Below are 18,382 nucleotides of genomic sequence, written 5' to 3'. Positions count from 1 at the left end.
GGCACTGCACCACGCATACCCGACCACCAGAGCGACCCGGCGGCGACCATCACCCCGGCCGGGCCAGGTGAGGCGTGGGTGGGGCGGGTGGGGTCAGATGGCGGCCAGGGCGGGGGCGGGGACGAGCGGCCGGCGGCCCACGCGGACAGCAGGTGGGTGGCGAAGAGACGGTCCAGCGCCGGCGCGGCGGCGGTCCCGAACAGCACGTCCCCGGCGAGCGCCGGCTCCGCACGGACCAGCCCGCCGCACAGGTCGTACGCCACGATCTGCTCGCGCACCGCGTCCGCCTCGACGTGCTCGTCGTAGCAGCGGGTGGCGACCGCGTCGAAGCCCAGCCGGCCAACCCGGTGCCGTACCGGCGGTTCGGCAACGACGACGTCATCTCGTCGGCGGCCAGGCGGCCGAGCAACGCCCCGCGCAGCGGCCGGTGCAGCCCGAACAGCGACATCAGGTGGTGGAGCGCCAGCGTCACCGCCGGCACCCGGTCCAGGTGGGCGGCGTAGCCGGTGTCCAGGCCGAGCCGGGTCCGGCTAAACGAGGTCCTCGGCCGCGATGGCCTCGGTCTGGATCACCCGGTCCCGCACCCGCCGGGCCGCGTCGCCGTCCGTCATCAGGCCGCGCAGGTCGGCCAGCGCCGGCTCGGGCACGTCCAGCGGCACGGCTGGGTCCACCACCGCCTCCAGGACGCTGGGCCGGTCCGCGGCGAGCAACTCGTCCCAGGCCGGCCCGACCAGGTCCGGCCGGTCCACCCGGACGCCGTGCAACCCGAGCAGCCGGGCCCATCCGGCGTACGGCACGTCGGGTCGCCGGTCGCCCGGCGTACGCCCGCCGCCCACGCCGGACTGGTCGCGGTTGTTCAGCACCAGCACGACCAGCCGGGGATCGGGCCACTGCGTCCAGTGGTGCGCCACGGTGATCAGCTCGGCCAGGCCGTTGAGCTGCATCGCCCCGTCGCCGAGCAGCGCCAGCACCGGCTGGTCCGGGTGGGCCAGCTTGGCGGCCACCGCGTACGGCAGCGCGCAGCCCATCGAGCCGAGCGTGCCGCAGAGCCGGGCCTGCACCCCGGGTGGCAGTTCCAGGTGCCGGGCGTACCAGTAGATGATCGAGCCGACGTCGACGGCGACCGCCGCGCGCCGCGGCAGCCGGGCGGACAGCTCGCGGAGCACGAGTTGCGGGTTCAGCGGCTCGGCCGGGGCGGCGGCGCGCTCGGCGGCGAGTGTCCGCCAGCGGTCCACCGCGCTCTCCACCACGCCCCGCCACTGCGCGTGGGGCCGTTCCGGCACCCGGGCCAGCAGCGCCCGCAGCGTCTCGGCGGCGTCACCGACCAGCGGCACGTCGACCGGGTAGCGGGCGCCGATCCGCCGGCCGTCGATGTCGATCTGGATGGTGCGCACCTGGCCGGGCAGCGGGAACCAGTCGGTCCACGGGTCGTTCGTGCCGACCAGCAGCAGCGTGTCGCAGCCGCCCATGAGCTGGGCGGCGGCGGTGGTGCCGACCTCGCCGAGCACGCCGGTGTGGAACGGCAGCCGCTCGTCCAGCACCGGCTTGCCGAGCAGCGAGGTGGCCACGCCCGCGCCGAGGCGGTCGGCGAGCGCGACGACCTCCCCGGCCGCGCCGTGTGCGCCCTGACCGACCAGCACCGCCACCCGCTGCCCGGTGCTGAGCAGCGAGGCGGCGGCGTCCAGGTCGGCATCGTGCGGGAGCACCCGGGCCAGCGGCTCGCCGGGCGTCGCGGTGATGACGCCGGCGGTCGGCGCCAGCCGGTCCGGCACGGGCATCACCTGCAACGCCCGGGGCAGCACCACGCAGGTCGGGCTGCGGGTCGCCGCCGCGGTCCGGAACGCCTGGTCCAGCAGCGCCGGCACCTGCTCCGGGGTGCGGCCGTACCGGACGAACTGGTGGCACACGTCGCCGAAGAGCCGGCTCAGCCCGATCTCCTCGTGCGCCCCGCCGAGCGGGCCGCTGACGTCCTCGCCGATGATCGCCACCACCGGCTTGCTGTCCAGCTTGGCGTCGTAGAGGCCGTTGAGCAGGTGTACCGCGCTGGGCCCCTGGGTGGCCAGGCACACCCCGATCCCGCCGGTGAACTTGGCGTGCCCGGTGGCCATGTAGGCGGCGGTCTCCTCGTGCCGCGCCGGCACGAACGCCGGGTCGCCGCCGGCGTCGTCGAGCGCGGCCACCAGCGGGGCGAGCGCCGCCCCGGGATAGCCGAAGGCCCGCGGCACCCGCCAGGCCCGCAGGCGCTCGACCACCAGATCAGCGACGGTACGGTCAGCCATCGCCCCGCCCCGGGGTGCCGGCGTCGACGTAGCGCAGCACCGCGCCGACCCCGTCGGTCAGTTCCGGCGCCTCCTCCGGCGCGAGCACGGTCAGCTCCGCGTCGGTGCCGATCAGGGCGCGCAGCAGCGCGGCGTCGGCGCGTACCTTCTGCGGGTCGGCCACCGACATGTCCGCCAGCTGCGCGGGGTCGGTGGCGATCTCGGTCGGCTCCGGGCCGACCCACAGCTCGCCGTCGGCGGACGCGTCGTCGACGATCAGCATGGTGTCGACCTGGTTGCGTTGCAGCGCCGCGACCACCGCGTCGAGCCCGGCTCCGACGTCCTCCTGCACGCCGAACCGGTCCAGCGCGGCGGCGATCCGCCGGTCGGCGACCTCCGCGACGGTCTGCACCGTGAGGTCGTCCATCAGCGTGTCCTCCGCGCCGCCGGCGCGCGAGCCGGCGTCGGTGCGGACCAGCACGTCCTGCCAGCGTTCCGGGAGCTGGGCGGCGATCATGCCGGTGGCCCGGATGTCGCCGGCCACCACGACCACGTCGGCGCCGACGCGTTCGGCCAGGTCGGCGGTGGCCGCGGCGGCGTCGCCGGCGTTGTGGTGCCACGCCTCCATGGCGGCGCGCTGGTAGCGGGACTGCGACCAGCCACCCGGCTGCACCCGGCGCAGCTGCCGGCTCTCCCGGCCCGTCACCTGGGCCCGCCGGGGCACCCCGCCGGCGCTGACCGCCATCGCGTCCGCGCCGGTGCGGTCGGCCAGCACCCGCACCCAGGCGACCTGCTCGCCGCGCTGGGCGACCAGCGGCATGGTGTGCGGCAGCGCGGCCCAGGTGGCCAGGTCGCGCAGCGGCGGCGCGGAGAGGTACTCGGTGAGGACCACCCGGCCCCGGCTGGCGAAGACCGCGATGCCGTAGTCGCCGGGCATCGGCTCGTGCCGGCGGACCACCTCCTCCACCGCCTCGACGGTGACCTGGTCGGCGCCCTGGGCCAGCAGGTCGCCCTTGAGGGCCCGCCAGCGCAGGTCGACCTGTGGACGCGAGTCGTGGGTGTCCCGGGAGGCGTCCAGGTAGACCGAGCACCAGGGCCCGGGACGGTCGTAGAGCGGGCGCAGGAAGGACAGCTGCATGCTCGACCCCTTTCCAGCTCGGCCGCACGCATACCCGCGCCCCGGCCGATGTCACCTTCCGGTCCGCCGGGCGTGACCGTTCGTTCATTCACGTCGTTCAACCTGAATGACCGATACCATCTGTGCACGGAACGGAACTCTCGGTGGTGAACATGGACACGGAGCTACACACCCGACGCGTCGTCCGCCCGACGGAACGCATCGTCACCGGGCGGCTGGTCCGGCTGATGGAGGGTTACGCCCGCGAGGTGCGGGTGGGGCAGCCGGTACTGGTCACGGTCCTGACCGCGGCGGGTGTGGTGGGGCTGCTGCTGCGGGTGGTCCGCGCGTTGCTCAGCAGCGGCGGCGGCGGTGCCAAGCGCAGCTTCAAGGACCTGAAGAAGGGTCCCGAGTTCCTGGTCACCCCGGTGCGGGTGCGCGACGCCGCCGACCGACTGGTCGAGGTCGAACTGCACGGCCACCTGCCGCAGAGCGCGCTGCACCCCGGCGACCACGTGCAGCTCACGCTGCGGCCGCAGCGCGACGCCGACCTGCCGCCCCGGATCGAGCGGATCGTCAACCTGACCACCGGGCAGCTGCTCACCCCGCGTACCGCGACGCTCTGGTCGCACCTGGGCCCGGCGCTGCTGCTCCAGGCGACGCTCGGCGTCGTCCTGGTGCTCGGCATCGCCGCCTGCTCCGCGCTGACCTGAAAGGCGGGGGCCCCGCTTAACGCCTGCGGTAGAGGCGGGGGCCCCGCTTAACCACCGACACCCGCGAGCGGACGCTCAGCGGGAGCGGGAGCGGCGAGGAGGCCGCGGCGGCGGGCCCAGCGCTCGAACAGCACGGTGGCGAACGGCGGCACGGCGCTGGCCAGCGCCAGCCCGGTCTGCACCAGCGACCAGCGGCAGCGCCGGGCCACCACGAGAGCCAGCAGCCCGTACGCGACGAAGAGCGCGCCGTGGATCGGGCCGAACACCTGCACGCCGATCTCGTTGCGCGGCGGCCCGTACTTCACCGCCATGCCGGCCAGCAGCGCCGCCCAGGAGCACGCCTCGGCGATCGCCGCCCACACGAACGCCCGGATCCACCCGTCGCGCATCAACCACTCCTTCTCCGTCGCGGCGGCCATGGTAGCCGGCCCACCTGGCGGCGAACTGTTAAGCGGGGCCCCCGCCTATGCAGAAGGCGTTAAAAGGGGGCCCGGCCTTACCTCCGCAGGATGAGCGGGGCCGGTTCGGGGTACAGAAAAGGTTCCTTAGACCTTTCCTGACCCGTCGCTCCGTGCCAGGTTGGGAAGACCAACGGTGACAAGGCGGTGACCATGGGCGAGGACGTCGGCGCGCGCACCTTCAGCCGGGAGGATCGGGCCCGCTATCGGGAGAAGGTCCGGCGCTGCCTGGACGTCTTCGCCGAGATGCTGCGCGAGTCCCGGTTCGACGTGGAGCGGCCGATGACCGGCCTGGAGATCGAGCTGAACCTGGTCGACGAGCGCTTCGACCCGGCCATGCGCAACGCCGACGTGCTGGCGGCGATCGCCGACGAGGCGTTCCAGACCGAGCTGGGCCAGTTCAACGTGGAGATCAACGTGGCGCCGCGCCGGCTCGCCGGCACCGGCACCGCCCAGTTCGAGGAGCACGTCCGGGCCAGCCTCAACGCCGCCGAGGAGAAGGCCCGCACGGTCGGGGCGCACATGGTGATGATCGGCGTCCTGCCGACGCTGCGCCCGGAGCACCTGACCGCCGACTCGCTCTCCGCCAATCCCCGGTACGCGCTGCTCAACGAGCAGATCTTCGCCGCCCGTGGGGAGGACCTGCCGATCGCGATCAGCGGGGTGGAGCGGCTGGCCACCACCGCCGACACCATCACGCCGGAGGCGGCCTGCACCAGCACGCAGTTCCACCTCCAGGTCAGCCCGGCGCAGTTCGCCGACTACTGGAACGCGGCCCAGGCGATCGCCGGCATCCAGGTGGCACTCGGCGCGAACTCCCCGCTGTTCTTCGGCCGGGAGCTGTGGCGGGAGACCCGCATCCCGCTGTTCCAGCAGGCCACCGACACCCGGGCGGAAGAGATAAAGGCCCAGGGGGTACGCCCGCGGGTGTGGTTCGGGGAGCGCTGGATCACCTCGGTGTTCGACCTGTTCGAGGAGAACGTCCGCTACTTCCCGGCACTGCTGCCGGTGTGCGACCCGGAGGATCCGGCGTCGACGCTGGCCAGCGGCGGCGTGCCGAAGCTCGCCGAGTTGCGCCTGCACAACGGCACCATCTACCGCTGGAACCGGCCGGTCTACGACGTGCTGCGCGGTCGCCCGCACCTGCGGGTGGAGAACCGGGTGCTGCCGGCCGGCCCGACCGTGCTGGACACGGTGGCCAACGGCGCGTTCTACTTCGGCCTGGTCCGGGCGCTGGCCGAGTCGGACCGTCCGCTCTGGTCGCAGATGTCGTTCAGCGCCGCCGAGGAGAACTTCAACGCCTGCGCCCGGCATGGCATCGACGCCCAGGTGTTCTGGCCCGGCCTGGGCTACCTGCCGGTGACCGAGCTGGTGCTGCGCCGACTGCTGCCGATGGCCCACCAGGGGCTCGACCGGTGGGGCCTGGATCCGGCCGAGCGGGACCGGCTGCTCGGCATCATCGAGCAGCGCTGCCTGACCGGCCGCAACGGCGCGACCTGGCAGGTGGAGACGCTGCACCGGCTGGAGTCCGCCGACCACCTGGACCGGCCGGCCGCGTTGCGCGAGGTGGTCCGCCACTACGTCGACCTGATGCACAGCAACCGCCCCGTGCACGAGTGGCCGATCCCCTAGCGGGCCGCGCGCCACGACCTGTCATCCGCCGACGACAGCGAACACGAACGTGCCGGCGACGGCCAGCGGGAGCGCCACGGCCGCGGCGAGCAGCCGTACCCGCAGCGTGCGGCCGACCAACTCCAGCAGCAGCGCGGCGAGCCCGAGGTCGATGAGCACGTTCCACCACGCGCCGGGATAGCCGGTACGGGCCCTCGCGACGAAGCGCAGCGCCTCCTCGACGAACACGGCCACCGGCAACGCGGTCGCCACCACTCGCCGCCACCCGGTCGTCCGCGCCCAGACGCCGGCGACGCCGAACACCACGCCGGCGAGCACGCCGGACGCCATCCAGAGCAGCGAGGTGGGCGCGACGATCACGGCCAGGTCGTCGCCCTGGAGCAGCGCCGCCGCCAGGTAGTAGCTGGGCACGGCGACGACCAGCAGCACGACGGCGGCCACGGCGGCCCGCAGCGCGCCCGCCCGGACCCACCAGCCGAGCGCGAACGCGGCGACCGCCCAGGTGGCGGTGGAGTTGCCGAGCTCGGCGAGCGGGTAGGGCACCCATTTGATCCAGACGAAGTCGAGGAAGCCGAGCAGGAAGCCGGCGACGGGGGCGACGAGCGCCAGGGTGCGATGTTCGGGTGGCATGGCGGCGAGCATACTCAGTATGCGGTCACCGGAGCGCCGTGCGGGTCACCTCCGCCGCGCGGGCGACCAGCACGTCGTCCGGCTTCGCGTCCCGACCGGCGCGGGTGGACAGCACGGCCAGCACGATCGGCGCGGCGCCCGGGGGCCACACCACGGCGATTCCGTTGCGGGCGCCGTACCCGCCGGTGCCGCTCTTGTCCGCGACCTGCCAGCCGGCCGGGGCGCCGACCCGGATCAGGCCCGTCCCGGTCGTGCTGCTCCGCATCCACGCGACAAGCGCCGCCCGGTCGGCCGGCGTCAGCGCGTCGCCGACGGCGTACGCCCGCAGGGAGCCGGCCAGCGCGCGAGGGCTGCTGGTGTCGCGGACGTCGCCCGGCGCGGCCTCGTTGAGGTCGGGCTCGACGCGGGCGGGCTCGGCGGTCCGGTCGCCGACGCCCCGCAGCGCCCGCTCGAAGCCGGCCGGGCCGCCCGGTTCGGCGAAGAGCAGGTTGCCGGCGGTGTTGTCGCTCTGCCGCACCGCCGCCTCGGCGACCGCCCGCAGCGTCATCCCGGACCCGACGTGCCGCGGGGTGGATGTGCGGCGTCGACCGTCGTCAGGCGGGGGCGCACCGCTGAAGCAGCGTGGGCACGCCGGGCCCGGTGAGGTCGTCGCAGTATGCCGCCCGGCCGGCCATCGCCATGGTCAGCGCCAGCGTGGTGCCGCTGACCAGTGGGCCGGCGCCGGCGGTGAACGGCCCGTCGGTGGCCGCCACCCGCAGCCCCCGGATGGCGCTGCGCCCGTTGACGGTGAAGTCCCGCCCGGCGAAGAAACGGGCGACTGGCGCGACGGCCGCGACCGGCGGCGTACGGCCGAGGCCGAGCGGACGCCGGATGTCCTGGGCGTGCACGACCACCTCACCGAGCCACGCCTCGGTCGGGCCGAACGTGGACGTGGTGCTGCGGATGATCCGACGGAACCGGTCGAGCGTCTCCCCCGGGTCGGCGCCCCGGTGCTCGGCCAGGCGACGGTCGTTGTGCTTGTCGAAGTCGAAGCGTGCGCCCAGCACGCTGGCCACCCAGCGGGCCCGACCGACGCTCGCCGCCGCGGTGAGGTGCGCGACCACCTCCTCCACCGTCCACCGGCCGCACAGCGAACGCTGCGCCCACCGCGCCGCGTCCAGCCCGGCCAGATCCTCGGCGAGCGCGCCCCGCTCGGCGTGCGCGAGCGCCCACAACTCGTCCCGGCTCAGCGTGTCGGACATGGAAAACCCCCAGTTGTCGGCCCCGTCCCCGCTCAGACCGCCCCCACGCTCCGAACTCATCGCCCCGCTCGTCGATCTTGGAGTTGTGGTGCCAGGGAAAGCGCCGGATGTCGGCTTTGCGAGCCACCACAACTCCAAGATCGGCGCGAACCCGCTCACCGGGTCAGGCCGAGCAGGGTCGCCAGGCGGGCCACGCCGGGTGGCGCCGGGTGGGCACGGGCGATCTCCGCGGCGACGGTACGCGCCACCGGCCGCAGCCGAACCTCGGCCGGCGCGATTCCGTCCGCCTCCACCAGCGCCCGGCCGGCTCCGCGAAGATTGCCCATCCCGAGGTACGCGCGCGCGGCGTCCAGCAGGTAGGCGGCCCGGAACTCGGTCGGCAGGCGTCGCCACGCTTCCCGCCGGAGCACCCGCTCATGCCGGTACACCGCTTTCCCGGCGTCACCCGACTCCACCGCCGCCACCACGCGGGCCAACTCGACGGCGACCGGCCCGAACCCGCACCGCTGTGCTTCGTCCCCGGAGGGACGTCGCCCGGCCATCTCGGCGGCCCGGTCCAGCAACTCGTCCGAGCGGCCGACCTCGCCACAGCCGGCGGCGGCGAGAGCGGCCTGAATCAGTAAGGGTCCGTGCGAGTCGCCCGCCGGTTCGGCAGAGGCCGTCACGGTGAGGGCCAGCCGGTTCCGGCCCAACGCCCGGAGCGCCTCCCCCACGGACGCGACGGCCCGGACCGACAGCGCCGGGTCGTCAGCCACCCCGGCCATCGCACGATCGGCGGCCAGCCAGCCAAGATCCGCCTCTCCCAGCTTGACCAGCACAGACGAGGCGAGCCGGTACACCTGCCCGCACAGCTCCGGCGCGGCCCGGTGCAGCCCTCGGGCGGCGTCGAGCAGCCCCGGCAGCAGACGCAGCGTCTGCGCGTAGTGGGCGTGCTGGTAGGTCAGCCAGGCGTACGTCACCTGCCGCCGCAGCTCCGCAGGCGACAGGGTGGGCGGACCGCCGTGGTAGGTGGCGAGCGCCGCGCGGACCGCGTCCACCCCGACCGGCGCACCCGTCGGCGGCGGCCCGGGCGTGCCGAGCAGAACCGACGGCTCGACCCGCAGCACGTCGGCGATCTCCTGGATCACCGAGTACCGGTCCAGCCGGCGCACACCCCGCTCGACCTTGTCCACCCAGCTCTTCGACTTGCCGAGCCGATCGGCGAGCATCTGCTGGGTCAACCGGCGGCGCACCCGCCACCGGGCGACCTGCCGGCCGATCGGCTCACCGGTCACGCCGCCACCGCCGGTCCGGCACCGCGCGCGTGGTGTCCTCCACGGGTACGCGCTCCGCCTCGGCCTGCGCCAGCAGCCGCCGCTTCGCGGCCTCCCGCTCGGCCGCCTGAATCTGCTCACCCCGGCTTGGCTGTGGCTTTCCGCCAGCACCGGACTTTCTACCGCCCATCGCCACCTCCGGAGATCGGGGTGCGGCACGGCCTTGGGAAGGCAGGATCCGCACCCGGCTCACGGCACCCGCGACCGCAGCAGGTCACAGATGCTCCTGTGACAGCGTGTGACGGTGGATCGACGTTATCCCGGCAGACAGGCCCGGTTACTGTCCGCTGGGCTGTCCGCCGGACGTGGCGGACAGGTGGGCGGACAACTCCAGGAACTCATCGACCGCCCGAGAGCCACCGGCAACCGAGACCAGTGCCTCACGCAGGTCCGTCACTCGGTCGACGGCCCGCTGCGACCGCGCCCGACGCGCGAAGCCCAGTGCCCTGCCGGCCGTGAGCGCCGCCTGCTCTGCCTCGCCGGCCTGAAGCAATGCCTTGGCCAGCCACGTCGTGTACAGCGCCGTCTCTCGCGGCGAATCGTCCCCGTAACGGACGATCACCCGTTCCAGGATCGGCACCGCCCGCAGCGGGCGGCCCAGCTCCGTCCAGACCCGACCCGCCATGATCTCGACCTCGTCCCGGGTCAGCCAGTACGCCCAGGGCTGCGCCTCCACGGGTCCGTGATCCGGATAGATCTCCTCAACCGATCCGAGTGCCCGCTCGGCGAGGCTCGCCTCCCCGACACGGGCGTACGCCCACGCGACCCGCTCCAGGAGCAGCGCCCGCCCGGTGGCCTCGGCGGCGTGCCGGCCTCCGGCATACGCCGATCGGGCCAGCGTGACAGCCGCACGCCGGTCACCGACATTGGCCTCGAGATAGGACAGGCTGCTGAGGCAGTTCGCGGCACCTGCGGTGTCACCGCCCGCGTGAGCGGCGCGCATCCCCGCCAAGTGGTAATGACGGGCCTCGGCGATGCGGCCCGAGTCCTCGGCGACGAAGCCCGCGAGTTGACACAGATCCGCGATGACGACCAGCAGGTCACAGCCCACCGACTCGGAGTGGCTTCCCTGCCGCAGCAACGCGACCGTCTCGCCCAGCTCGACGGTGACCAGCGCGTACGTCTCGGCACCGCCGAGATGATCGTCCAGGCGGCGGAGCTGACGAACCCTTTGCCGCACCCGCTCCACGGTGCTGTCACCGACGCGGCGGCCGGCGTCCAGTTCGAGGCGCTGCGGTGGGTCGGCGATCAACCATTGGTGCGCCAGCTCGATGGCGTTCTCCTCGGTGGGGGTCTCCGTCACGAGCAGGTCGGCCAACCGCTCGACGTCGGGCCGCCTCCCGTGCGCGTCGAAGGCGCCCGTCGACTGTGCACCCTTGGCGGACGTCCCGACGAGCGCGACCAAAGCGCCGCCAGCCTCCAATGCCGAATCCAGCCGTTGGGCCGCCGCCAAATTCGGCGACTTACGCCCGCAAGCGAGGTCGTGCAGGTAGCTCTTGCTGTAGTAGGTGCGCGCGGCGAGTGTGCGGTAGCTGATCCCTCGCTCGCTCAGCAGAGTCTTGAGGCGAACAGCGAAGGGCGAGGCGCTCGCGAGCATCACGACTCCCAGAGCAAACAGACTCAAGATTCCCGATACTCACAGTACATCGACGGCCACCGACTGCGCCCCTGCACTTTGTCAGCAGACTCGGGGAATGGATCGATACCAGAATGGCCACGTCGCCGGTCGTCGACAGCGGCGCTGCCGGCAACCGCCTCTTTCCCTCCAGTGCTTCTTCCCTGGACGCCGAGCGTCATGATCGTTGGCTTTTACACCGGCAAGATCGATGCGACTTCCCCGCACCACTGCATGATCTACCGTCATCGATATGACCTGGACGGACCCCGCCACCTGGTACGCCGCTCTGCCCGCCTTCCACGCCGCCGCAGCCGCCCTCATCACCGACCCGGCCGGCCGGGTCCTGCTCGTCAAGCCCACCTACCGCGACCACTGGGCGTTCCCCGGCGGATATGTGGAGGAGGGCGAGTACCCGCACGATGCGTGCGGTCGTGAGGTGCGGGAAGAGTTGGGTCTTGCCGTACCGGTGGGGAATCTCCTCGTCGTGGAGTGGGCACCTCCCAGCGGAAGCAGACCACGGGCGATCATCAGCTTCACGTTCGACGGCGGTGAGATGGCCAGCACGGACGGCATCTCGCTGCCCGGACAGGAACTGGAAGACGTCGCCTTCCTCTCGCCCGGGGAGGCCGAGCAGCGACTTCCCGCCAACGTCGCTCCGCGAGTCCGAGCGGCGGTGCGCGCCCGTGCCCTCCGTGCCGCCACATACCTCGCCAACGGCTTGCCGCAGCAGACCGCACAGACGCGAGTCGATTCTGATATCAGCTCGAAAGGCGGCGAGTGAGGAAGAGTTCCCCTCTCCGGCTGCCTGCCAACGTGATGGCGTGGACGGGTCGGGCCGGGCATGAGTCGTCCACGCCATCAACCTTGTAGGTACGGTGGTGACACCTTTGACCGGCCCGACCGCCGGGCCCGCCAGACGCCCGGCCAGGCTCACCGACACGCCTGAACCCGGCGGGCGACCGGCGCACCCGAACCGGCAAGGCAAGCGCCGCAGCGAGGCGTCAGAGCGCGACGATCGCCGCGCTCTCCGCCGGCAGCTCGATGCCGCCGCGCATCACCGTGGCGCCCTCGGAGGTGGCCAGGAGCACCCGGCGTACCGTCCCGGGCAGGTTCACCCGCTGCGGCCGCTCCGCCAGGTTGGCCACCACCAGCGTGTCGCCGCGTTGCACCACCAGGAACTGGTCGCCGTGGCGCACCTCGACCCGGTGCAGCCGCGGGTCGGACAGGTCGGGGCAGGACTTGCGCAGCGCGATCAGCCGCCGATGGAACTCGTACATCTCGCGGTGGTCGGGCTTGTCCAGCTCGGCCCAGTCCAGCCGGGACCGCAGGAACGTCTGCGGGTCCTGCGGGTCGGGCACGTCGTCGGTGGCCCATCCGTGGTCGGCGAACTCCCGCCGGCGGCCGGTGGCGACCGCGACCGCCAGCTCCGGCTCGGGGTGGCTGGTGAAGAACTGCCACGGCGTGGTCGCGGCCCACTCCTCGCCCATGAACAGCATCGGGGTGAACGGCGCGGTCATCAGCAGCGTGGCGCCGACCCGCAGCATCCCGGTCGAGAGCGTGGCGGAGATCCGGTCGCCGGTGGCCCGGTTGCCGATCTGGTCGTGGTTCTGCAGGTAGGCGACGAACCGGTGACCGGGCGTGCGCTGCCGGTCGACCGGCCGGCCGTGGCTGCGGTTGCGGAAGCTGGACCAGGTGCCGGCGTGGAAGAACGCGCCGGTCAGCACGTCGGTGAGGCACTCCAGCGAGCCGAAGTCGCCGTAGTAGCCCTGCCGCTCACCGGTGAGCAGGGTGTGCAGCGCGTGGTGGGCGTCGTCGTTCCACTGGGCGTGCAGGCCGTAGCCGCCGGCCTCGCGCGGCGTGATCAGCGTCGGGTCGTTCAGGTCGGACTCGGCGATCAGCGACAGCGGCCGGCCCAGCGCGGTCGACAGCGACTCGACCTCGGTGGCCACCTCCGCCAGCCAGTGGGTGGCGCGGCCGTCGGGCATCGCGTGCACGGCGTCCAGCCGCAGCCCGTCGACGTGGTAGTCGCGCAACCACATCCGCACGCTGTCGACGATGTAGCGGCGGACGCCGTCGGAGTGCGGGCCGTCCAGGTTGACGGTGCGACCCCAGGTGTTGCTCTGCTCGGTGAGGTACGGCGCGAAGCGCGGCGCGTAGGCCCCGGAGGGCCCGAAATGGTTGTAGACGACGTCGAGGATCACCCCCAGCCCTCGGGCGTGGGCGGCGTCCACGAAGCGTTTCAGCCCGTCCGGCCCGCCGTAGGGCTCGTGCGGCGCATACCAGCAGACGCCGTCGTAACCCCAGTTGTGCTCGCCGTTGAACGCGTTGACCGGCAGCAGCTCGACCAGGTCGACGCCGAGCTCCACCAGGTGGTCGAGCTTGGCGATGGCGCCGTCGAACGTGCCCTCCGGGGTGAACGTGCCGATGTGCAGCTCGTACAGCACGCTGCCGGGCAACTGCCGGCCGGTCCAGCCGGCGTCGGTCCAGGCGAACGCCGCGTGGTCGTACACCCGGCTGGGGCCGTGCACGCCGGCCGGCTGCCAGGCCGACCGGGGGTCCGGCAGCGCCTGCTCGTCGTCGTCGAGCAGGAACGCGTAGTCGGTGCCCGGCCCGGCGTCGGGCGCCTCGACCCGCCACCAGCCGTCCCGCCCGGGACGCAGGTCGTGGTCGGCCACCCCGGGCAGGCGCAGCCGCACCCGGGCGGCCTCGGGCGCCCACACCGTGAACTCGGTCATGCGGCGGCCTCCACTGGGTCGGTGGGTGCGAGGAGGGCGACGGGATAGGTGCTCAGCAGATCATCCAGGAGCAGCTCCCCACCACTGTAGACCCGACCGGTGAACACGTCGGTCACCTGATGAACGGGAAGTGACAACGTCGTGCCCCGCCAGCCGCCGTCGCGGGCCAGCCGCACCGGCAGCCGGGTCGCCACCGCGATCGCGCCGCCCCGGTCGAACGCCACCGCGTGCGCGCCCGCCGGCCCCCGCGTGGGCACCGGCCGGTAGCCGGTGAACAGCTCCGGGCGGTCGCGGCGCAGCCGCAACGTGTGGGAGACCACGAGCAGCTTGGCCGCGCCGTCCGCGGCCACCGTCGGCTGCCAGCCGGCGTCGAGCCGGGCCAGCACGTCCCGGCGTACGGCGAAGTCGACCGGGCGGCGGTTGTCCGGGTCGACCAGGGAGTTCTCCCACAGCTCGGTGCCCTGGTAGGTGTCCGGCACGCCGGGCATGGCGAGCTGCACCAGCTTCTGCCCGAGCGCGTTCGACCAACCGGCCGGCGTGATCTCGTCGACGAACGCGGTGAGCTGGGCGTGCAGCTCCGGGTCGTCGTACATCCGGTCGACCAGGGCGTGCATCTCGTGCTCGAAGGCGGTGTCCGGGTCGGCCCAGCTCGTGCTGACCGACGCCTCCCGGGCGGCCTTCTCGGCGTACCCGTGCAGTCGGTCCCGGTCGAGCGGCCAGGCCCCGACGGCGGTCTGCCAGAGCAGGTGGGCCAACGCCGGGTCGGCCAGCGGCGCCCGGGACATCCAGTCGGTGACCCGCTCGGCCCACCGGCCGGGCAGCTCGCTCAGCACCGCGAGCCGGGCGCGGACGTCCTCGCCGCGCTTGGTGTCGTGGGTGGAGAGCGCGGTCATGCTCGCCGGCCAGCGCACCTGGCGGGCGGTGGCGAACCGGTGCAGCTCGGCCGGCGGCACGCCGAAGTGGGCCGGGCTGCCGCCCACCTCGTTGAGCGCCACGAACCGGCTCCACCGGTAGTAGGCGGTGTCCTCCACGCCCTTGGCCATCACCGCGCCGGTCAACTGCGGGAACCGGGCGGCCAGCTCGTGACCGGGGTCCCGGAGCCGGGCGGTGACCTGGTCCAGCACGGCGGTCAGGTCGGGCCGGCGACGGCCGGCCTCGCTGCGGGCGGCGGCCAGGTGCCGGGCCCCCTCCGGCGGGTAGCCGCGGTAGACCGGGAAGCAGGCGGCCAGCTCGGCCAGCGCGTCCCGGACCTGCGCGGCGGGCAGTTCGGGCACGAGCGCGGCCAGGCGGGTCAGCTCGGCGGCGAGCAGCCGGGTGGCGGCCTCGAGCTTGGTGCCGTGGGTCAGGTCCTCCCAGGAGGTGTGCCGGCCGGTGAGCCGCCCGTCGAGCGCGGTGAAGTCCGGCTCGGCGTCCGGGTCGACGAAGAGGCCGGACACGGCGGCCAGCGCGTCGTAGCCGGTGGTGCCGTCGACCGGCCAGTCCGGCAGGTCCTCGCCGTACTCGAGGATCTTCTCCACCACGAGCCAGCGCTCGGGGGCGGCGGCGCGCAACCGGGCCAGGTAGCCGGCCGGGTCGCGCAGCCCGTCCGGGTGGTCCACCCGGATGCCGTCGACGTCCCCGGCGTCGGACCAGCGCAGGATCTCCGCGTGGGTCGCGTCGAAGACCGCCGGGTCCTCCACCCGCAGGCCGGCCAGGTCGGAGACGGCGAAGAACCGGCGGTACGTCAGCTCGGTGTCGCCGCGCCGCCAGTCGACCAGCTCGTAGTGCTGCCGGTCGTGCACCTCGCGGGGCGTGCCGTCGCCGGTGCCGTCCGCGATCGGGAAGCGGTGCTCGTGGTAGCGCAGCTCCCCGTCGACCAGCTTCAGGTCGTCGAGCGCGTCGGGGGCGTCGGCGAGCACCGGCAGCAGCAGCCGACCGCGGTCCCAGTCGATGTCGAACCAGGTCGCGTACGCCGAGTCGCGCCCGGCCCGCAGCACGTCCCACCAGGCCGGGTTGGCCGCCGGCCGGGCCACCCCGGCGTGGTTGGGCACGATGTCCACGACCAGGCCCAGCCCGGCCGCGCGCAGCGCCCGGACCAGGCGTTGCCGGCCGGCCTCGCCGCCCAGTTCCGGGTTGACCGCGCGGTGGTCGACCACGTCGTAGCCGTGCTGCGAGCCGGGGGTGGCGGTGAGCAGCGGCGCGGTGTAGAGGTGGGTGACGCCCAGCGCGGCCAGGTAGTCGGCCAGCTCCGCGGTGGCGTCCAGGTCGAAGCCGGGGCGCACCTGCACCCGGTAGGTGGAGCGGGGGGTGTCGGGCATGCTCAGGGCATCCTCTCCAGGACCAGCAGCGAGCGGTCCGGCACGCAGACCGTGCCGCCCGCCTCGACCACTGTCGTCTTCTCCGGATCCGGTTCCGCGGTGCTGATCACCAGCTCCCACCGGGGCCCGAACTCCTCCCCGGGCAGCGTGAAGTCCAACGCCGCGTCGTGCGCGTTGAACAGCAGCAGGAAGGAGCTGTCCCGGTGGCGCTGGCCGTACTGGCCGCGTTCCGGGATGCCGTCGCCGTTGACGAACAGGGCCACCGAGCGGCCGAAGTCGTTGCCCCAGTCCTCGCCGGTCATCTCCCGGCCGTCCGGGGTGTACCAGGCCAGGTCGGGCAGGCCGGAGCCGGCGGCCCGACCGCCGACCGGCAGCCCGGTGAAGAACCGCCGGCGGCGGAACACCTGGTGCCGGTTGCGGAACTCGGTGAGCCGGCGCACGAACGCGAGCAACTCGTCGTCGGCCCGCTCCCAGTCCACCCAGGCCAGCTCGCTGTCCTGGCAGTAGGCGTTGTTGTTGCCGTGCTGGGTGCGGCCCAGCTCGTCGCCGTGGCCGAGCATCGGCACGCCCTGGGACAGGATCAGCGTGGCCAGGAAGTTGCGCCGCTGCCGCTCCCGCAGCGCGCGTACGCCCGGGTCGTCGGTGTCGCCCTCGACGCCGCAGTTCCAGGAGCGGTTGTGGCTCTCCCCGTCCCGGTTGTCCTCGCCGTTGGCCTCGTTGTGCTTGTCGTTGTACGACACCAGGTCGGTGAGCGTGAAACCGTCGTGGCAGGTGACGAAGTTGATGCTGTGGAACGGGCGGCGGCCGTCGTCCTGGTAGAGGTCGGCGGAGCCGGAGATGCGGGACGCGAACTCGGCGAGCGTGGCCGGCTCGCCGCGCCAGAAGTCGCGGACCGTGTCGCGGTATTTTCCGTTCCACTCGGTCCACTGCGGCGGGAAGTTGCCCACCTGATAGCCGCCGGGGCCGATGTCCCACGGCTCGGCGATCAGCTTGACCCGGCCGACCACCGGGTCCTGCTGCACCACCTCGAAGAACGTGGAGAGGCGGTCCACCTCGTAGAACTCGCGGGCCAGCGTGGCGGCCAGGTCGAACCGGAAGCCGTCGACGTGCATCTCGGTGACCCAGTAGCGCAGCGAATCCATGATCAGTTGGAGCGAGTGCGGGCTGCGCACGTTGAGGCTGTTGCCGGTGCCGGTGTAGTCGACGAAGTAGCGCCGGTCCTCCTCCGAGAGCCGGTAGTAGCTCGGTGTGTCGATGCCCTTGAAGCTCAGCGACGGCCCGAGGTGGTTGCCCTCGGCGGTGTGGTTGTAGACCACGTCGAGGATGACCTCGATGCCGGCGGCGTGCAGCGCCTTGACCATGCCGCGGAACTCCTGCACCTGCTGGCCGAGCCGGCCCAGCGCGGAGTAGCCGTGGTGCGGGGCGAAGAAGCCGATGGTGTTGTAGCCCCAGTAGTTGCGCAGCCCCAGGTCGGACAGGCGGTGGTCGTGCACGAACTCGTGCACCGGCATCAGCTCGACAGCGGTCACCCCGAGCCGCTGGAAGTGCTCGATCATCACCGGCGAGGCGATCGCCGCGTACGTGCCGCGCAACTCCTCCGGGATGTCCGGGTGCCGCATGGTCAGCCCGCGCACGTGCGCCTCGTAGATCACCGAGTGGTGGTACGGCGTGCGCGGCGGCTTGTCGTTGCCCCAGTCGAAGTACGGGTTCACCACCACCGACTTCGGCATGTGCGGCGCCGAGTCGGCGGTGTTCATCCGGTCCGGGTCGCCGCCGACCTCGTAGTCGTAGACCGCCGGGTCCCAGGAGACCTCACCGTCGACCGCCTTCGCGTACGGGTCGAGCAGCAGCTTGTGCGGGTTGCACCGGACCCCGTTGGCCGGGTCCCACCGGCCGTGCACCCGGAAGCCGTACCGCTGGCCCGGCTCGACGCCGGGAATGTAGGCGTGCCAGACGTACGCGTCGACCTCGCGCAACTCGACCCGGCGCTCGGTGCCGATGTCCCACTCGTCGAACAGGCAGAGCTCGACCCGCTCCGCCACCTCGGAGAAGATCGCGAAGTTGGTGCCCATCCCGTCGTAGGTGGCGCCGAGGGGGTAGCTCTCGCCCGGCCAGACCTGCATGTCGCTCCTTCGGCCCATGATCGTCAGCGCGCCGGACGGGCGGCCGGCGCGCACGCCGTTCATGCCCCGCCGTACCCGCCGCCAATCCACCCGTTCGGACGGTAACCGAAAGGTTCGGGTGTCGTCCGTCACGATTGGCCGTTTCAAGGTGCGGGTTCGCGCCGGATGCACTTTCCTTGACCGCGGACACGCGCCCGCGCGTCTCCGCCCGGCCGTTCGGCCACTCCCACCACCCGCCCACCGCCGC

At 73.1% G+C, this 18,382-nt stretch carries 13 protein-coding genes and 2 pseudogenes; 3 read left to right on the top strand and 12 right to left on the bottom strand.

Features of this window, described 5'->3' with window-relative positions; genetic code table 11:
* Positions 1-107: 107 nt before the first annotated feature.
* The 3 genes and pseudogenes from ACH495_RS26500 to ACH495_RS26490 all read right to left on the bottom strand — a co-directional run.
* Positions 108-523: pseudogene (locus ACH495_RS26500) on the bottom strand (iron-containing redox enzyme family protein); the annotation flags it as partial.
* Between the two features lie 7 nt (positions 524-530).
* Complete coding sequence (locus tag ACH495_RS26495) at positions 531-2,279, bottom strand: thiamine pyrophosphate-binding protein (RefSeq protein WP_396860415.1); 1,749 nt, start codon at positions 2,277-2,279, stop codon at positions 531-533.
* Positions 2,272-3,396 (bottom strand): Vms1/Ankzf1 family peptidyl-tRNA hydrolase, encoded by a 1,125-nt coding sequence (locus ACH495_RS26490; protein ID WP_396860414.1) that lies wholly within the window; start codon positions 3,394-3,396, stop codon positions 2,272-2,274. Before ACH495_RS26490 ends, ACH495_RS26495 begins: the two co-directional genes overlap by 8 nt.
* A gap of 143 nt (positions 3,397-3,539) precedes the next feature.
* On the opposite strand from ACH495_RS26490, the gene ACH495_RS26485 reads away from it, so the two are divergent.
* Positions 3,540-4,088 carry a hypothetical protein gene (locus ACH495_RS26485; RefSeq protein WP_396860413.1) on the top strand — a complete coding sequence of 183 codons (549 nt, stop codon included), beginning with the start codon at positions 3,540-3,542 and terminating at the stop codon, positions 4,086-4,088.
* Positions 4,089-4,135: 47 nt separating this feature from the next.
* Here ACH495_RS26485 and ACH495_RS26480 read toward each other — a convergent pair whose 3' ends face one another.
* Positions 4,136-4,507 (bottom strand): DUF3817 domain-containing protein, encoded by a 372-nt coding sequence (locus ACH495_RS26480; RefSeq protein ID WP_396860412.1) that lies wholly within the window; start codon positions 4,505-4,507, stop codon positions 4,136-4,138.
* Positions 4,508-4,699: 192 nt separating this feature from the next.
* On the opposite strand from ACH495_RS26480, the gene ACH495_RS26475 reads away from it, so the two are divergent.
* Positions 4,700-6,178, top strand: coding sequence for a glutamate--cysteine ligase (locus tag ACH495_RS26475; RefSeq protein WP_396860411.1), 1,479 nt, complete (start codon positions 4,700-4,702; stop codon positions 6,176-6,178).
* Positions 6,179-6,199: 21 nt separating this feature from the next.
* Here ACH495_RS26475 and ACH495_RS26470 read toward each other — a convergent pair whose 3' ends face one another.
* The 5 genes and pseudogenes from ACH495_RS26470 to ACH495_RS26450 form a co-directional block, all read right to left on the bottom strand.
* A complete protein-coding gene (locus tag ACH495_RS26470) occupies positions 6,200-6,808 on the bottom strand; it encodes a DUF6518 family protein (protein WP_396860410.1) in 609 nt (202 codons plus the stop codon).
* Positions 6,809-6,833: 25 nt separating this feature from the next.
* Positions 6,834-7,379 (bottom strand): annotated as a pseudogene (locus tag ACH495_RS26465) (serine hydrolase); the annotation flags it as partial.
* Positions 7,380-7,401: 22 nt separating this feature from the next.
* Entirely contained in the window at positions 7,402-8,049 is a 648-nt protein-coding gene (locus ACH495_RS26460; protein WP_396860409.1) for a maleylpyruvate isomerase family mycothiol-dependent enzyme, read from the bottom strand.
* A 155-nt stretch (positions 8,050-8,204) separates the two neighbouring features.
* The gene (locus ACH495_RS26455; RefSeq protein WP_396860408.1) at positions 8,205-9,323 is read right to left on the bottom strand and encodes a helix-turn-helix domain-containing protein; all 1,119 of its coding nucleotides are present in this window, start codon (positions 9,321-9,323) and stop codon (positions 8,205-8,207) included.
* A 316-nt stretch (positions 9,324-9,639) separates the two neighbouring features.
* Positions 9,640-10,959: a helix-turn-helix domain-containing protein gene (locus ACH495_RS26450; protein WP_396860407.1), complete on the bottom strand. Its 1,320-nt coding sequence runs from the start codon at positions 10,957-10,959 to the stop codon at positions 9,640-9,642.
* Between the two features lie 271 nt (positions 10,960-11,230).
* Between ACH495_RS26450 and ACH495_RS26445 the strand changes: the two genes are divergently transcribed.
* Positions 11,231-11,761 carry an NUDIX domain-containing protein gene (locus ACH495_RS26445; RefSeq protein ID WP_396860406.1) on the top strand — a complete coding sequence of 177 codons (531 nt, stop codon included), beginning with the start codon at positions 11,231-11,233 and terminating at the stop codon, positions 11,759-11,761.
* 220 nt (positions 11,762-11,981) lie between these two features.
* On the opposite strand, the gene treZ is transcribed toward ACH495_RS26445, so the two are convergent.
* Genes treZ through glgX form a run of 3 tightly spaced genes read right to left on the bottom strand, consistent with a single transcriptional unit; the run spans position 11,982 to position 18,135 of the window.
* On the bottom strand, positions 11,982-13,715 hold the full coding sequence (treZ, locus tag ACH495_RS26440; protein ID WP_396860405.1) for a malto-oligosyltrehalose trehalohydrolase: 1,734 nt from the start codon (positions 13,713-13,715) through the stop codon (positions 11,982-11,984).
* On the bottom strand, positions 13,712-16,012 hold the full coding sequence (gene treY, locus ACH495_RS26435) for a malto-oligosyltrehalose synthase (RefSeq protein ID WP_396860404.1): 2,301 nt from the start codon (positions 16,010-16,012) through the stop codon (positions 13,712-13,714). Before treY ends, treZ begins: the two co-directional genes overlap by 4 nt.
* A gap of 2 nt (positions 16,013-16,014) precedes the next feature.
* The gene (gene glgX / locus ACH495_RS26430) at positions 16,015-18,135 is read right to left on the bottom strand and encodes a glycogen debranching protein GlgX (RefSeq protein ID WP_396860485.1); all 2,121 of its coding nucleotides are present in this window, start codon (positions 18,133-18,135) and stop codon (positions 16,015-16,017) included.
* Between the last annotated feature and the right edge of the window lie 247 nt (positions 18,136-18,382).

Origin of the sequence: Micromonospora sp. NPDC018662 (assembly GCF_044391475.1) — a bacterium.
Lineage (GTDB): Bacteria > Actinomycetota > Actinomycetes > Mycobacteriales > Micromonosporaceae > Micromonospora.
Note: the sequence above shows the minus strand (reverse complement) of the source record. Positions and strands in the feature narration are given on the sequence as shown.

Coding starts and splice junctions, on each gene's coding strand:
- ACH495_RS26495 (WP_396860415.1), bottom strand. CDS start 2,279: ATGGCTGACCGTACCGTCGCTGATCTGGTGGTCGAGCGCCTGCGGGCC.
- ACH495_RS26490 (WP_396860414.1), bottom strand. CDS start 3,396: ATGCAGCTGTCCTTCCTGCGCCCGCTCTACGACCGTCCCGGGCCCTGG.
- ACH495_RS26480 (WP_396860412.1), bottom strand. CDS start 4,507: ATGGCCGCCGCGACGGAGAAGGAGTGGTTGATGCGCGACGGGTGGATC.
- ACH495_RS26475 (WP_396860411.1), top strand. CDS start 4,700: ATGGGCGAGGACGTCGGCGCGCGCACCTTCAGCCGGGAGGATCGGGCC.
- ACH495_RS26470 (WP_396860410.1), bottom strand. CDS start 6,808: ATGCCACCCGAACATCGCACCCTGGCGCTCGTCGCCCCCGTCGCCGGC.
- ACH495_RS26460 (WP_396860409.1), bottom strand. CDS start 8,049: ATGTCCGACACGCTGAGCCGGGACGAGTTGTGGGCGCTCGCGCACGCC.
- ACH495_RS26450 (WP_396860407.1), bottom strand. CDS start 10,959: ATGCTCGCGAGCGCCTCGCCCTTCGCTGTTCGCCTCAAGACTCTGCTG.
- ACH495_RS26445 (WP_396860406.1), top strand. CDS start 11,231: ATGACCTGGACGGACCCCGCCACCTGGTACGCCGCTCTGCCCGCCTTC.
- treZ (WP_396860405.1), bottom strand. CDS start 13,715: ATGACCGAGTTCACGGTGTGGGCGCCCGAGGCCGCCCGGGTGCGGCTG.
- treY (WP_396860404.1), bottom strand. CDS start 16,012: ATGCCCGACACCCCCCGCTCCACCTACCGGGTGCAGGTGCGCCCCGGC.
- glgX (WP_396860485.1), bottom strand. CDS start 18,135: ATGCAGGTCTGGCCGGGCGAGAGCTACCCCCTCGGCGCCACCTACGAC.